General features: G+C 68.4%; 12 protein-coding genes. 7 read left to right on the top strand and 5 right to left on the bottom strand.

The window, feature by feature from the left end; genetic code table 11:
• Positions 1-2 precede the first annotated feature (2 nt).
• From FFS52_RS11255 to FFS52_RS11245, 3 genes are read left to right on the top strand one after another with little or no spacing between them, the layout of a single operon-like run.
• Complete coding sequence (locus FFS52_RS11255) at positions 3-1,613, top strand: hypothetical protein (RefSeq protein ID WP_137809741.1); 1,611 nt, start codon at positions 3-5, stop codon at positions 1,611-1,613.
• On the top strand, positions 1,610-3,169 hold the full coding sequence (locus tag FFS52_RS11250; RefSeq protein WP_137809740.1) for a glycosyltransferase: 1,560 nt from the start codon (positions 1,610-1,612) through the stop codon (positions 3,167-3,169). Before FFS52_RS11255 ends, FFS52_RS11250 begins: the two co-directional genes overlap by 4 nt.
• On the top strand, positions 3,166-4,821 hold the full coding sequence (locus FFS52_RS11245; protein ID WP_137809739.1) for a glycosyltransferase family 39 protein: 1,656 nt from the start codon (positions 3,166-3,168) through the stop codon (positions 4,819-4,821). Before FFS52_RS11250 ends, FFS52_RS11245 begins: the two co-directional genes overlap by 4 nt.
• Positions 4,822-4,845: 24 nt before the next feature.
• On the opposite strand, the gene FFS52_RS11240 is transcribed toward FFS52_RS11245, so the two are convergent.
• Complete coding sequence (locus tag FFS52_RS11240; RefSeq protein WP_137809738.1) at positions 4,846-5,994, bottom strand: beta-mannosidase; 1,149 nt, start codon at positions 5,992-5,994, stop codon at positions 4,846-4,848.
• Positions 5,995-6,007: 13 nt separating this feature from the next.
• On the opposite strand from FFS52_RS11240, the gene FFS52_RS11235 reads away from it, so the two are divergent.
• Positions 6,008-6,553 (top strand): DUF2599 domain-containing protein, encoded by a 546-nt coding sequence (locus FFS52_RS11235; protein ID WP_137809737.1) that lies wholly within the window; start codon positions 6,008-6,010, stop codon positions 6,551-6,553.
• A gap of 52 nt (positions 6,554-6,605) precedes the next feature.
• Here FFS52_RS11235 and FFS52_RS11230 read toward each other — a convergent pair whose 3' ends face one another.
• From FFS52_RS11230 to FFS52_RS11220, 3 genes are read right to left on the bottom strand one after another with little or no spacing between them, the layout of a single operon-like run.
• The gene (locus FFS52_RS11230; protein ID WP_058252624.1) at positions 6,606-7,475 is read right to left on the bottom strand and encodes a metal ABC transporter permease; all 870 of its coding nucleotides are present in this window, start codon (positions 7,473-7,475) and stop codon (positions 6,606-6,608) included.
• Positions 7,472-8,266, bottom strand: coding sequence for a metal ABC transporter ATP-binding protein (locus FFS52_RS11225; protein ID WP_223259038.1), 795 nt, complete (start codon positions 8,264-8,266; stop codon positions 7,472-7,474). Before FFS52_RS11225 ends, FFS52_RS11230 begins: the two co-directional genes overlap by 4 nt.
• Before the next feature lie 44 nt (positions 8,267-8,310).
• Positions 8,311-9,297, bottom strand: a complete 987-nt coding sequence (locus FFS52_RS11220) for a zinc ABC transporter substrate-binding protein (RefSeq protein ID WP_137809735.1) — start codon at positions 9,295-9,297, stop codon at positions 8,311-8,313.
• Between the two features lie 127 nt (positions 9,298-9,424).
• Here FFS52_RS11220 and mshA point away from each other — a divergent pair, with 127 nt between their 5' ends.
• The 3 genes from mshA to FFS52_RS11205 all read left to right on the top strand — a co-directional run bounded on the left by mshA (position 9,425) and on the right by FFS52_RS11205 (position 13,151).
• Positions 9,425-10,780: a D-inositol-3-phosphate glycosyltransferase gene (gene mshA, locus FFS52_RS11215; protein WP_137809734.1), complete on the top strand. Its 1,356-nt coding sequence runs from the start codon at positions 9,425-9,427 to the stop codon at positions 10,778-10,780.
• A 60-nt stretch (positions 10,781-10,840) separates the two neighbouring features.
• Complete coding sequence (locus tag FFS52_RS11210; RefSeq protein ID WP_065629192.1) at positions 10,841-11,461, top strand: YbjN domain-containing protein; 621 nt, start codon at positions 10,841-10,843, stop codon at positions 11,459-11,461.
• 82 nt (positions 11,462-11,543) lie between these two features.
• Positions 11,544-13,151: an AMP-binding protein gene (locus FFS52_RS11205; protein WP_137809733.1), complete on the top strand. Its 1,608-nt coding sequence runs from the start codon at positions 11,544-11,546 to the stop codon at positions 13,149-13,151.
• Positions 13,152-13,222: 71 nt separating this feature from the next.
• Here the strand turns inward: FFS52_RS11205 and FFS52_RS11200 are convergent, their stop codons facing one another.
• Positions 13,223-14,671, bottom strand: coding sequence for an APC family permease (locus FFS52_RS11200; RefSeq protein WP_068970361.1), 1,449 nt, complete (start codon positions 14,669-14,671; stop codon positions 13,223-13,225).
• Positions 14,672-14,811 lie beyond the last annotated feature (140 nt).

Below are 14,811 nucleotides of genomic sequence, written 5' to 3'. Positions count from 1 at the left end.
GCGTGCCCGAGGCTCCCGCGACGACCACGGCCCAGAACCCGGAACCGTCGACCCCGGATCCGGGGTCGGCCGGTGCGACGAGTGCGGTCGCCACGCTCGTCGGCGTCGTCACGCGCCGCAAGCCCGAGACGCCGCACCCCGCTTTTGTCGATCACCCGGAGTGGCTGGTGGCGGCCCGGTGGCTGTTCCTGATCGGGTGCACGGCCCTGGGGTTCTGGAACACGATCGTCGCGATCGTCGACGAGTTGATGGCGCAGACGCTCATCCTCTACGTCCCGGTGCTGGTCGTCCTCGCGCTGATCGCCGTCATCGGGGTGTCGTGGCGCACCGTCGACGAACTGCCGATCTACGACCGGCAGACCGACGTCATCGTCGGCATCGTGGTGCTGATCCTCGCGCTGGCGATGAAGTATCTGGTCAACCCGCGCTATGCGCGCGCGTACCTCACCACCCACATGGATCTGCTCGCCCTGTGGTTGTTCGTCTTCGGCGCCGCGGTTCTGCTCTTCGGGCTGCGTCCGGTCGCCCGCTACCGGTGGGTGTGGCTGCTGTTGGTGCTCATCTTCCCGCCGCCGGTCCGCGCCGTCGTGCTGATCATGGGTGGGACGTCGCTCGCCGCCGGTTTCGTGGTGGTGCTGATGGCCGTCGCCGCGACCGCGATCGCGGTGGGTCGGACCTGGCGCCGAAAATTGGTCGCGGCGCTGCTGGCCGGTGCGGTGGGCCTGGTCGCGCTGTTCGTGCTCGACGCGCTCGGCGCGCCCCGGAACATCGTCGTGCCCTATCCGGGCCTGATCGCGGCCCTCGCGACGTCGGCCTACATGCTGGTCGACTATCGGCGGCGCGGCGGCCGGCAGTGGTCGCCGCCCGAGGCCGGCCGGATCAGTCCGCCGAAAGTCCCGTTCGTGGGCCGGCCGGGTCTGGTGGTGCTGCTCGTGGCGGTCCTGCTGGCGCTGTGCCCCACCCCGCCGGTGGGTAGCAACTACCAGAGCAATCGCTATCCGCAGCTCGGTATCGGTGAGCCGCTCGTGGTCCCGGTCGGCTGGCGGCAGGAGTCCCTGGGTGTCTACGGGTGGGTGTCACGCCTCTACGGGCCGGGGTCCGTGCTGATCCGCCAGGTCCTGGTGCAGACCCGCGGCAACCGCGCCTACGACAAGTTCGCGCGTCCCCGGCGGGTGGTCGTCGACAGCGTCGACAGCAGGCGGCCACTCGTCCTCGACGTCTACCCGGACATCTTCCGCTACGACCTGTCCAGCGAACGCACGAGCCTTCCGATCGAGGTGGACCTGTCGAACGGGGTCCGGGGTCGGGTGTGGAGTGTCGTCGACGACGAGCGCTACCTGACCTACACGGTGCTGTCCTGGCGGTGGAACAACGGCAACCGCACCCAGCAGGTCATGCTGTGGGCGGTCGACAACCACGAGCCCGAGGCCTACTTCCCGGAGCCGCGCATCACGATCCTCGCGAACATGAACTCGCTGATGACGATCCTCCTGCGGGGCAACTCGGTCCTGCTGGACACCGACCCGCAACTCAAGGACGAGGCCCTGCTCATCGGCTTGGCCGGGGAGCTCATCCGGGCCCAGCTCGGGGCCGCTCGGGGGGCCGGTGCATGAGCATCGACGAGGCCGGCCCCGGGCACGCCGCAGCCGCCGACAAGCCGGGGGTCGCGCGCAGCACGAGACCGACGCGTCCGGTGGCCGAACTGCTCGCCGACCCGGACTACCGGGCGCAGGCCCTCGAAGACGCCGTCAACCGTCTCCGCAACGCCGACGAGGACATGTCGGCCTCGGTGGCCTTCAGCCGGATTCAGAAGATCATCGGGTTCACGCTGCTCGGCATCATCGCCGTCGCGATGGTGATCGAACCGGTCGGGACCTGCGCCACCCTGGTCTCGATCGCCACGATCGGATACGTGGTGACCCTCGCCGACCGCCTGGTGATCTTCCGGCGGGGACTGGTCAACGGTGCCATCCGCGTCTCCGATGAGGACGCCCGGTCCATCCCCGACGACGAGTTGCCCGCCTACACCGTGTTCGTCCCGGCCTACGGCGAGCCGGAGGTGGTGGGTCAACTGGTGGCCGCGATGGAGACGATCGAGTACCCACGGGACAAGCTCCAGGTCCTGCTGCTGCTGGAAGAGGACGACGAGCCGACGATCGAGGCGGCGCGCGGGGTGGAGGAGAACGGGATCGTCACGGTCGTCCTGACACCCCCGGCGCAGCCGCGGACCAAACCGAAGGCCTGCAACTACGGCATGCACTTCGCCACCGGCGACATCGTCACCATCTTCGACGCCGAGGACAAACCCGACCCGTTGCAGCTGCGTCGGGCGGTGTACGTGCTGAACAACTCCGGCGACGACTCGGTGGTCTGCGTGCAGGGCAAGCTCAGCTTCCACAACGTGCGCGACAACATGCTGACCGAGTGGTTCACGGCCGACTACGGCATCTGGTTCGGCTTCCTGCTGCCGGGCATGATGGTCAGTCGCGCGCCGATCCCGTTGGGCGGCACGTCGAATCACTTCCGGCGCGATGTCCTCGACACGATCGGCGCTTGGGACCCCTACAACGTGACCGAGGACGCCGACCTCGGGGTCCGCATCGCCGACCACGGATACCGCACCCTGGTGCTCGACTCGGTCACGATGGAAGAGGCCAATGTCGATGCCATCAACTGGGTCCGCCAGCGTTCCCGTTGGTACAAGGGCTATATGCAAACGTGGCTCGTCCACATGCGGCACCCGGTCAAGCTCTGGCACATCCTCGGGCCCGTCGCGTTCGTGCGCTTCACGCTGCTGATCGCCGGGACCCCGGTGATCGCCTGCCTGAACATGGTGTTCTGGCTGATCCTGGCGCTGTGGATCGGCGGGCAGCCACCGGTCGTCGCCGAGCTGTTCCCCGGACCCATCTACTACCTGTCGCTGATCTCGCTGCTGCTGGGCAACGGGGCAGCGCTGTACATGAACCTCGTCGCGATCCGCGAGGACGATCGCAGCGAACTGCTCGGTTTGGCCCTTCTCATCCCGCTGTACTGGCTGATGATGAGTGTCGCCGCCATCAAGGGCATGTGGCAGATCCTGGTCAATCCGTCGTACTGGGAGAAGACCTTTCACGGTCTGTCGACGAGCAGTTCGCCGGACACCGATCCCGACGGGCAGGAGCCGACGTGACCCGCCGTGTCCCGGCCTCGGTGCTGATCTTCCTCGCGACGTGGATCCCGTACCTCGTCATCGGGGTCTACCTCGTCAGCGAGGTGCAGCTGTTCTTCGGCGACGCGCTGTCGAGGGTGCAGTCGGCACAGAGCGTGCTGTTCAGTCGGACACCGCATCTCGCGGCGATCGGATTCATCTTCACCCCGCTGACCGCCATCGTCCAGCTGCCGCTGACCGCGCTCACCCCGTGGATCCCGGAGATGACGACGCAGGCGCTCTCGGCGGTGATCATGTCGTCGGCGTTCATGGCCGGATCGGTGGTGCAGGCGTCGGGGATCGCGCGCGACCAGGGCCTGCGTCCGCTCGTGGCAGGCACTTTCACGATCTTCTACGCGATCAATCCGATGATCGTCCTCTATGCCGCGAACGGGATGAGCGAGGCGCCGTACCTCTTCTTCTTGGCCTGGGCCACCCGTCGTCTGATCCGGTGGGTCTCCTCAGACGACGTCCACGAGCTCGTGGTGGCCGGGATCGCGCTCGGCCTGTCCTATCTCACCCGCTACGACGGCGGTGCCGCCGCATTGGCCGCGGCCTTCGTGGTCGGCTGGGTGACCTACACACGTCGCGACCGCCGAAAACGGGTGTCGCGCACGCTCCTCGACGTCACCCTGGTGGTGGCGCCCAGCGCACTGGCCTTCCTCGCCTGGGCGGCGGCGGGCTGGCTCATCACGGGTGACGCGTTCGCGCAGTTCACCTCTGAGTACGGCAACGCCGCGATCATCGCGCAGTCCGGCGGTAGCGGGTCGTCGACGACCGGGGATGCGATCGGGTTCTCCCTCACCGAGATCTTCATCCTCGCGCCACTGCTTCCGATACTCATTCTCGGAGTCATCGGGGTCCGTGCCCGACGTCATCGGCTTGCGGCGATGTTGCCCGCACTGCTGATCGTGGCCGTGCTGGCGTTTCAGGTCTTCGGTTACTCACGCGGTTCCACGTTCGGCTTTCTTCGGTTCTACATGACCGTGGTCCTGCTCGCCGCGGTCATCGCCCTGTTGTCTGTGCCCCTACGGCAGCAGGTTCCGATGCGTCGCGAGGGCAGGCATTCGGACATTCTGCCGCCCCGCCCCTATGCCTCGCGTTGGAGTAACAAGATCGCCGCGACGATCGTGATCGTCGTGGTCGCCACCGCGATCCCGGTCACCGCCGCCGGGATGACGTCACCCAAGTACGCGCCCCAGGAGTTCGCGCTCGGATCGGTGGTCGATCCGCGCCCGGACTCGGTGGACCAGAAGTACCTCGGCGAGCAGCGCATCGTGCGGTCGTTCTCCACCGAGCGGGCGCTGGCGCAGTATCTCGACGGTCTGGACCTGCCCGACGGCGCGGTGTTGTGCGACACCGTGTACGGCTTCGCGGTGGTGGTCCAGTCCGAGCGGCCGCGCCAGTTCGTCATCCCGTCGGATCGCGACTTCGCGCAGCTGCTCAACGACCCGGTCGGCGGCGGTGTGCGCTACTTCCTCACCGTCCCACCGGAAGGTCGGGGACTCTCCGACGCGGTCAACCAGCGGTATCCGACCATCTACGAGAACGGCGCCCAGATCGGGGTTCTCGTCCTCGAGGCGCGCAACCAGGGCGCGGATCTGCCGGACTGGCGGCTGTATCAGCTGGTGTGAGCCCGAGCGGGCCGTCGCACGCGATCAGGAGGCGTTCTCGCGCACCACATTCCAGGCCGGGTCATGCAACCCGATGTCGTACGAGCACTGCGCGCCGCGCGGGTCCGGCACGAAGGACCACAGCAGCGCGCCGGCGACCCCGGCGTCGCGGTGGCGCGCGATGATGGTCTCGAACTGTTCGGCCCGGTTCGCGATCGAGACACATGAGCCGGCGTGTATCCCGATCTCGTTGACCACGAGCGGTTTTCCGAGCTCGCGAGCCTGCGCCAGTCGTGCGCGCAGATTGCTGCCCGCGGGCCCCGATTCGGGATCGACATCGGAGCGGTAGTCGTGGAAGTCGAGCACGTCCACGCCGGCCGAGCCCAGGACCTCGGCATAACCCGCGCCCGCGAGGCCGCACTGGTCGCCGCCGACCACTCCCGAGAAGATCGGACGGTCGGCGTCGTAGGCCCGGAGGTGGGCGCCGGCGCGGTCGAAGAACGCGCGCAACACGGCCGTGGCATCGTCGGGACACGTTCGCGCCTCCCAGTTGCACGAGGCCGGACCGCATTCGCTCGCCTCGGGCTCCCCGACGAGTTCCCAGCCGGCGATCGACGGCTCGTCGTGCCAGCGGGTCACCGCGATCTCGACCCACTCCGCGTACGTCAGCCCGCCGACGATCTCCTGGCTCTGCCAACCGTCGACATAGAAGTCGCGTTCCTTGAACCGCTCGTCCTCACAGTCGCCCGAGCCTCCGGTGAGGACCGGCAGGACCATCTGGTGATGCCGGGCCGCGGCCTGGAAGACCCGGTCGATCGGCCCGAAATCGATGAGCCCGCTGCGCTTGTCGACGGCGAAGACCGAGTACAGGTTGAATCGGGTCAGCGCGCGGGGCGGGAGTCTGTCGAAGTACCCGTCGGCGTCGACCTGGGCGCCGCAGCCGCGGTTGACCGACCAGTCGGTGCTGAGCTGATACGCATTGAAACCCGCGGGCCACCAGGGTTTTCCGTCGAGTACCAGGCCGGTGGGAGTGGTCGAGGCCCGATGCGACTGGGTGATCTGGGGAGGTCCCGGATCGGGGGTGCGCGCACACCCCGCGAGGCACAGCACGACGACGGCGATCGCGGTGACGAACAACCCGACCGCCCGCTTGTGCGTGCGCCGGCGGACCACAAGGTGCAGGCTACCCGTCACCTAGGGTGTCGGTATGTCGACGGGGTTGCGCAGGGCGGGTGCGGGAGTGGCCGACGGAGGGCGGCGGCGGTGGCGCGCCGCGGCCGGTGCGCTGGCCGTCGCCGCGGTCCTGTCCGCGTGCGGGACAGACGCGGTCGACCCCGGAGCACCGGGTCCGAGCACGACCGCCTCGAGCACGACGAGCCCGTCGCCCACCCCGTATTCATCGGGCCCGTACTCGCCCACCGAGAGCGCGCCGACGATCGCCTACCGCCCGCCGTACATCGAGCGGACCGAGTGGACCGACACCGCGGTCGGTCCGAGCCTCTCGGTGTTCCCCACGAATTCCGGGCGCTACACCACCGACCCCGGCGCGATGGCCGCCGCGTGGGCGGAGGTCGTCGCTCTCGACCCCACCGCCGACACCCCCGGAATGCAGGCCCAGTTCGATTGCCACTGGCGGTTCGCCCGCATCGTCGAACCCGAGAAGCCCAGCTGGAACCTTGAACCCGGCCGGCCGGTCGTCGCCGAGGAGGACATGGTCGGCGCCGGCTGCAACCCCGGCTTCGCCGAGGAATGAAAGGTACTGCGGTGCGAGCGAGGCGGCCCGGCAGTGGTTGTGTTCTGTCGGATCAGCGCGTGCGATGCACGCGGCGGTTGCCGATGATCCGGCACACGACGTAGATCGCGAACGAGATGATCGTGACGAAGACCGACACGGGCAGCTTGGGAGCGAGCGACATCAGCAGCCCGCCGACCGCCGCGACCTCGGCGAACACGACCGACAACACCAGCGTGCGCGTCGGATTCGACGTGACGCGGGCGGCGGCGGCGCCCGGGGTGATCATCAGCGACATCACCAGCAGCGCGCCGATGATCTGCACGCCCTGCGCGGCCGCCAGGCCCATGATGATCGCGAACACCACCGACAGGGTGCGGATGGGTACCCCCCGCGCCTGCGCGACCCGGGGATCGGTGGAGGCGAACAGCAGTGGCCGGTAGATGACGGCCAGCACGACGACGACGATGCCCGTGGTGATGGCGATCGCGACCAGGCCGTTGATGCCGACGCTCACGACCTGACCGGTCAGCAACGCGAAGCCGGTCCCGATCCGGCCGTACAAGGCCAGGAACAGGACGCCGATGCCGAGGCCGAACGCCATCACGACGCCGATCACCGAGTCGCGCTCCCGCGCCTTGTTCCCGAGGAAGCCGAAGACCGCCGCGGCGATGACCGCGCCGATGACGCCGCCGAGGTTCACGCTGAACCCGATCAGCAGGGCCGCCGCGGCACCGGTCACCGACAGTTCGCTGGCGCCGTGCACCGCGAAGGACATCTGCCGGGCGACGATGAGCGGGCCCAGCAGGCCGCCCAGGAGGCCGAGCAGCACCATCGCGAGCAGTGCCTGCTGCATGAAGTCGTAACCCAGCAGGTCGATGGTGGTGGAGAAATCCCAGAGGTCGCTCAGCGAGCGGTCGACGGAGAGGTGGGTGACGCTCACGCCGGACCGCCTCGCCTCGCGACACCCGGTTCGCTGTCGGCGGCGCAGTGGTGGGCGTCCTCGCCGCCGATCACGACAAGACGGCCGTTGACGCGCAGCACCTCGACATCGCTGCCGTACAGCTCGCTCAGCGTCTCCGTCGTCATCACCTCATGCGGCTCGCCGATGCGGAACCGGCCGTCGACGAGGTACAGGACCCGGTCGACAAAGGGCAGGATCGGGTTGATCTCGTGGGTCACGAACACGACGGCCGTCCCGGCGTCCCGGCGCCGGCGATCGATGAGGTCCACGACCACCTGCTGGTTGGTCGGATCGAGACTGGCGAGCGGCTCGTCGCAGAGCAGCAGCGCGGGATCGCTCACCACCGCCTGGGCAACGCGTAGCCGTTGCTGCTCGCCGCCGGACAGGACGCCCAGCGGGGCGTCGGCGTACGGCAGGGCATCCACCGAACCGAGCGCGGTGTCGACGAGTGCGCGGCGTCGTGCCCGGCCCCGGAGTCCGACACCCCAGCGGCCGCCGTCGACACCGAACCCGACGAGGTCCCGGCCGCGGATGGCCATCGGGTCGGCGTCGTCCTCGGCGTGCTGCTGGGGGATGTAGCCCACCGCATCGGTGGTGGTCACGGTGCCGCGGTCGAGCGCGTACTGGTGCAACAGGACCCGCAGGAACGACGTCTTGCCGGAGCCGTTGGGCCCGAGGACCGCGACGAACTCACCGGGTTCGATCGTCAGGTCGAGGTCGTCCCAGAGAACCCGGTCGCCGAACGCGAGCCGGGCGCCGGTGAACTCCACGACCGGCCTGCCCCTGCCTGTCCCGGTCGAGTCGCCTGCCCCGGTCAATTGGGGCCGGAACCCAGCGCCGCGGTCAGGTCGTCGATCTGGGCGCCCTGCCACACGACGTAGTCGGTGACGCCGTCGGGCAGGGTCTCGGTGAACTCCACGACCGGGACGCCCGCGGAGCGCGCGACGTCGAGCATGGCCTGTGTCACCGGGTCCACGGCCTGGGTGTTGTAGATCAGCACCTTCGCCCGACGGTCGGCCAGGATGTCCTGCAGTGCCGCACGGTCGGCGGCCGCGGGTGACTGGCCCTCCTCGACGGCCTGGGTGAAACCGGCCGGCGCGATGTCGACGAGCCCGGCCTCGGTCAGCATGTAGCCCGCGAGCGGCTCGGTCTGGGCGACCTCGGTGTCGGCGTGCTGTTCCCGGATGGTGGTGAGCTTCGCGCGCAGACCGTCGATGCCGGTGGTGAAGGTCTCGGCGTTGGCGCGGTAGGTCTCCGCGTTGCCCGGGTCCTTCTCGGCCAGCGCGTCGGCGACCCTGTCGGCCACCTGGGCGACGACGGGGAGGTCGTAGAAGACGTGCTCGTTCTGGTCGCCGTGCGCGTGGTCGTGGGCCCCGTCGGAGTGATCGCCGGACGCGTGCTCGTCGCCGTGGTCGGCGTGCTCGCCACCGGCCTCGTCGGCATGCTTGTCGCTGCCGAGCAGGGCGTAGGCGTCGACCGCCGTCGCGTCCGAGTTGGCCGCCGCCTCCTCCATGTAGGAGTCGTAGTGGCCGCCGTTGAAGACAAGGATGTCGGCATCAGCGATCGTCGCGGTGTCCGCTGCCGAGGGCTCGAACTCGTGCGGATCACCGTCGGCGTTGGTGTACAGCGCGGTCACCTCGGCGTTGTCGCCGGCGACCGCGGCCGCCACCGAGCCCCAGACGTTCGTGGACGCGACCACGGTCGGGGGGCCGTCGGTCCCGCCGGAGTCGCTGGAGCAGGCGGACAACACCAGGGCGGCGGCGGACAGCACACCGGCCGTGGCCAGCAGGGATTTCTTCATCGACAACCTTCACGCAAATGACAATCGTTACCGAAAGCAGTCTAGGTGATCGCGGCGACGGGCATGCAGGGTGTCCGCAGGCCGGGGGACTCCTCGCCCGACACGGCGTTTCTCTATGGTGGAGACCATGACCTCGAGCCCGTCCCCGCGGCGTGTCGCGCTGATCTCCGTGCACACCTCGCCGCTGGCGCAACCGGGCACCGGCGACGCCGGCGGGATGAACGTCTACGTCTGGCAGACCGCGACGCGGCTGGCCCGTCGGGGAGTCGAGGTCGAGATCTTCACCCGCGCGACGTCGTCGGCCGACCCGGCGTCGGTCGCCGCAGCGCCGGGGGTGACGGTGCGCAACGTCGTCGCCGGCCCGTTCGAGGGCCTCGACAAGCGCGACCTGCCCGCCCAGCTGTGTGCGTTCACGGCCGGGGTCCTGCGTGCCGAGGCCGCGCAGGCGCCCGGTCACTACGACGTCATCCACTCGCACTACTGGCTCTCCGGCCAGGTGGGGTGGCTCGCCCGCGACCGGTGGGGTGTACCGCTGGTGCACACCGCGCACACCCTGGCCGCGGTCAAGAACGCATCGCTGGCCGAGGGCGACACCGCCGAGCCGCAGCTGCGGGTCATCGGGGAGCAGCAGGTGGTCGGGGAGGCCGATCGCCTGGTCGCGAACACCCAGACCGAGGCGACCGAATTGCTCGCGATGTACGGTGCCGCCGCCGACCGTATCGACGTGGTGACCCCTGGTGCCGATCTCGACTGTTACACACCGGGTTCCGCCGCGGCCGCCCGCGCGGAGCTCGGCCTCGACCCCGACGAGATGATCGTGACGTTCGTCGGGCGCATCCAACCGCTGAAGGCCCCCGACCTCCTCGTCGCCGCGGTCGCGCCGCTCATCGGTGAGTCCGCCGCGACCGGGCGGAGGCTGCGGGTGCTCATCGTCGGCGGGCCGTCGGGGTCGGGGCTGCAACGGCCCACCGCGCTGATGGATCAGGTCGCCGAACTCGGGATCGCCGATTCGGTCACCTTCCTGCCGCCCCAGCCGGCGAACCGTCTGGTGCAGGTCTACCGGGCGTCGGATGTGGTTGCCGTGCCCAGTCATTCGGAGAGTTTCGGACTGGTCGCGATCGAGGCGCAGGCCTGCGGGACGCCCGTCATCGCCGCGAATGTGGGTGGCCTCGGGGTGGCGGTCGACGACGGCCGGACGGGAGTGCTGGTCAACGGGCATCGGGTCGGGGACTGGACGAATGCGCTGGAAAAGCTTCTCGCGCAACCCGATCGACTCGTCGAGCTCGGACAGCACGCCCGCGCCCACGCCGAGCAGTTCTCCTGGGAACACACGGTCGATCAGCTTCTCGAGAGTTACGGCCGGGCGATGCGGTCGTTCGCCGCGCACCAGCGCCCGGCATCGCCCGAGGTGTCCGCTACGGCCGCGGCCTCGGCGCGCCTCCGACGCCGCTGGGGTCGTCGGCGCAACCGGGTCACCGTCTGACGCTGCGCCGAAATCGCCCGCTGCGCAAGGGGTTCCCGATACCACCGACGAGAGGATGCCGTGAGTCGCAACGAGGTCGTCGACCTGCTGGAGAAGACGCTGGGCGAGAACGAGATCGCCTTCGCGCGCAAGAGCGGCGGCGGGGCCGACGTCGATCACGTGGTCGTCGAGCTGCCCGGCGAACGCAAACTCAAGACCACCGTGCTGCTGACGGCGAGCGAGCACGGCGTCCGGGTGGAGGCCTTCGTGTGCCGCCGGCCCGATGAGAACCACGCCGGCGTGTACAAGTACCTGTTGAAGCGCAACCGCCGGCTGTATGGCGTCGCCTACACCATCGACAACACCGGTGACATCTACCTCGTGGGCCGGATCTCCGCCGACGGGTTGAGTTCCGGCGAGGTCGACCGGATCCTGGGGCAGGTCCTCGAGGCCGCGGACGGGGATTTCAACACCCTGCTCGAACTCGGGTTCCTGACCTCGATCCAGCGGGAGTGGGCGTGGCGGGTGTCGCGCGGCGAATCGCTGCGCAACCTGCTCGCCTTCGAGCACCTCATCGACAAGGAGTCCCTGCCGGAGGCGGGGAAGCCGCTCGAAGGTCGCTACGTACCGGGTGAGTCGGTCGTCGACGGTGCGCAGAGCGTCACCGAGGATCCGTCGACCGCCGAATCGGACGAATCGTAGACTCTCTCGAGAGAGGTCCACGTCACACCGTGTCAACGTGCGTTGATACGATGCGGTCGAGAAATTCCCCAATGGAGGTGTCATGAGCTTCACGAGTCCGTTCCCCGACGTCGAGATCCCGGACGTGAGTGTGTTCGAGTTCCTGTTCGGCGCGGTGGCCGAGGAGGACCTCGCCCGTACCGCGCTGGTGGACCCGAAGTCGGGGGCGACGACCACCTATGCGCAGCTGATCTCGCAGGTCGAGGCGGCGGCGGGCGCGTTGGCGTCGCGGGGTGTCGGCGTCGGCGACGTGGTGGGCATCCTGTCGCCCAACATCCCGGCGTTCGCGACGGTGTTCCACGGGATTCTGCGGGCCGGCGGCACCGCGACGACGATCAACGCACTCTTCACCGGACCCGAGATCGCCAAGCAGCTGCGGGATTCCGGCGCCAAGATGCTGGTGACCATCTCGCCGATGCTGGAGCAGGCCAAGGCCGCCGCCGACGAGGTCGGGCTGGCGGATGCCGACCTGATCGTCCTCGACGGCGAGGGCCAGGACGCCTCCGGACACCCGAACGCGGCGGACCTCCTGGGCGCCGGACTGGCCGCACCGGAGGTGTCGTTCGATCCGGCCACGCACGTCGCGGTCCTGCCGTATTCATCGGGCACGACCGGGAATCCGAAGGGCGTCGCGCTCTCGCATCGCAATCTGGTCGCCAATGTCGCGCAGATCCGACCGTTGCAGGGCATGGGCGCCGACGATGTGGTGATCGCGGTGCTGCCGTTCTTCCACATCTACGGCATGACGGTGCTGCTGAACGCGGCGCTGTACAACCGGGCGTCGCTGGTCGTGATGCCGCGGTTCGACCTCGTCGAGTTCCTCGAGAACATCCAGAACCACAAGGTCACCATGGCCTACATCGCACCGCCGGTGGCCGTGGCACTCGCCAAGCACCCGATCATCGACAACTACGACCTGTCCTCGCTGCACACGATGATGTCGGGCGCGGCGCCGCTGGACGACGAGCTGGGCCAGGCCGTCGCCAAACGTCTCGACCTGCACATGCTGCAGGGCTACGGCATGAGTGAGCTGTCGCCGGTGAGTCACATCATCCCGGCCGACACACCCGGCCTGCTGGGTCAGCAGGACCCCCCGCTGTCCTCGACCGGGTGGGCGGTGCCGAACTCCGAGAACAAGATCGTCGACCCCGCATCGGGGGCGGAGATCGAGCTGCCGAGCGAGGGACTGTCCGAGCCGGGCGAGCTGTGGGTCAAGGGGCCGAACGTGATGCTGGGCTACCTCAACAACGATCAGGCGACCGCCGACACCATCGACGCCGACGGCTACCTGCACACCGGCGACATGGCGCAGGTCGATCCGACCGGCTGCGTCTACATCGTCGACCGGCTCAAGGAGCTCATCAAGTACAAGGGCTACCAGGTGCCGCCCGCCGAGCTCGAGGCGCTGCTGCTCACCAACGACAAGATCGCCGACGCCGCGGTCATCGGCGTGATCGAGGCGGAATCGGGCGAGGAGATCCCGAAGGCGTTCGTGGTCCGCCAGCCCGATGCGGAGATCACCGCCGACGAGGTCATCGAGTTCGTCGCGTCGAAGGTTGCCCCGCACAAGAAGGTCCGGGCCGTCGAGTTCATCGAGACGATCCCCAAGTCGGCCTCGGGCAAGATCCTGCGCAAGGACCTCCGCAAGTAGTCTCTGCGTCTGACATCCGTATGACGTTGTGCCCGGCAACCGGGCACAACGTCATACGGATTTCTTGTGCGTCAGGGGATTTCGTGGGGCGGGATGTCGTCGTAGTGCGCTGCGTGCGCTCCCGTGCGCTTGTGCCACCAGTAGGTGAGGGCCCATAGGACGACGCCGAGGAGGAGCAGCCAGCCGGCGATGACGTACTGCTCGGGATCGCGCCCGGTGATCGGCAACGTCAGGTACCCGCACGTGACCGCACCCAGGACCGCGATCGGCGTGTAGGTGCGGAAGTGCTTGTGTCCCACCTTGTCCTTGCGCAGCACCAGGACCGAGACGTTGACGACGGTGAACACCGCGAGCAGCAGCAGTGCGGTGGTGCCGCCGAGCAGTCCGACGATGGAACCCTTCGGGTCGGCGCTGACGTAGACCAGTAGGCACAGCGCGATGACGGTGGTGAACACGATCGCGGCGAACGGGGTACGGCGTCCGGGATGGACGTAGGCCAGGAACTTGGGCAGGACCCCCTGCTTGGCCATGCCGTACAGCAGCCGGCTGGCCATCATCATGTTGATCAGGGCCGTGTTGGCCACCGCGAACATCGAGATCCACGGCAACAGCTCGGTCATCGGGAAGTCCGGGGCGGCGGTCTGCACGACGTCGACGAGCGGCGTCTCGCTCTCGGCGAGCACCCCCACGGGCACGATCGCGACCGCGAGGATCGCGATGAGCACGTACACCACCGCGGTGATCCCCAGACCACTGAGCATGACCTTGGGGAAGATCCTGGTCGGTTCTTTGCACTCCTCGGCCATGTTGACCGAATCCTCGAATCCGACCAGTGCGAAGAACGCCAGCGCCGTCGCCGCCGACACCGCGATGAGGATGTTCCTCTCCTCCGGCGATTCGAAAACCACCACCGCATCCCAGTGATCGGCGTTGCCACCGAACACGAAGAACAAGGCGATGAAGATGACCAGCAGGAGACCCGTCAGCTCGACAAGGGTCAGGACCACGTTGGTGCCCACACCTTCGGCGACGCCGCGGAAGTTGATGAACATGACCAGCAGCAGGAAGCCGATCGCGATGAACAGCAGAGCGGGGCGCGTCGCATCCGGGGACTCGCCGCCGTTGATGCCGGTCAGCATGTTCACCGCGAACGCGCGCGACGCGGTGGTCGCCGAGGTGATACCCGAGCACATGACGGTGAACAGCACGATGAACGTGATGAAGTGGACCCCGAAAGCCTTGTGTACGTACAGCGCAGCGCCGGCGGCCTGGGGATACTTCGTCACCAGTTCCAGATAGGAGAACGCCGTCAGCGTCGCGACCGCGAAGGCGATCAGGAACGGAAGCCACGCCGCGCCGCCGACCTCGCCGGCGACCTGTCCGGTGAGGGCATAGACGCCGGTGCCCAGGATGTCGCCGATGATGAACAGCAACAACAGCTTCCAGCCCAAGACGCGTTTGAGCTCGGGCTGCTTCTCCGCATTCTGGCCGGCCGAACCGGCGTCTGTACTGGCTGTCATGCGCTAACGCTAGACCCGCCCATGGCCGTTCGCGCGGCGAATCGACCGGTTCATTACCATTTCGTCGTCGCCAGGTGCGCGCCGGGGTCCGGCCGGGGGTTCCGGCGCCGGTGAGGAGAGGGTGCGCACCGACTGTGGAA

This window comes from Gordonia sp. ALPHA1B1, assembly GCF_005502615.1.
In the GTDB taxonomy this organism is placed as follows: domain Bacteria; phylum Actinomycetota; class Actinomycetes; order Mycobacteriales; family Mycobacteriaceae; genus Gordonia; species Gordonia hongkongensis.
The sequence above is the reverse complement of the archived record's forward strand: the minus strand, read 5'-3'. Positions and strand labels throughout refer to the sequence as shown.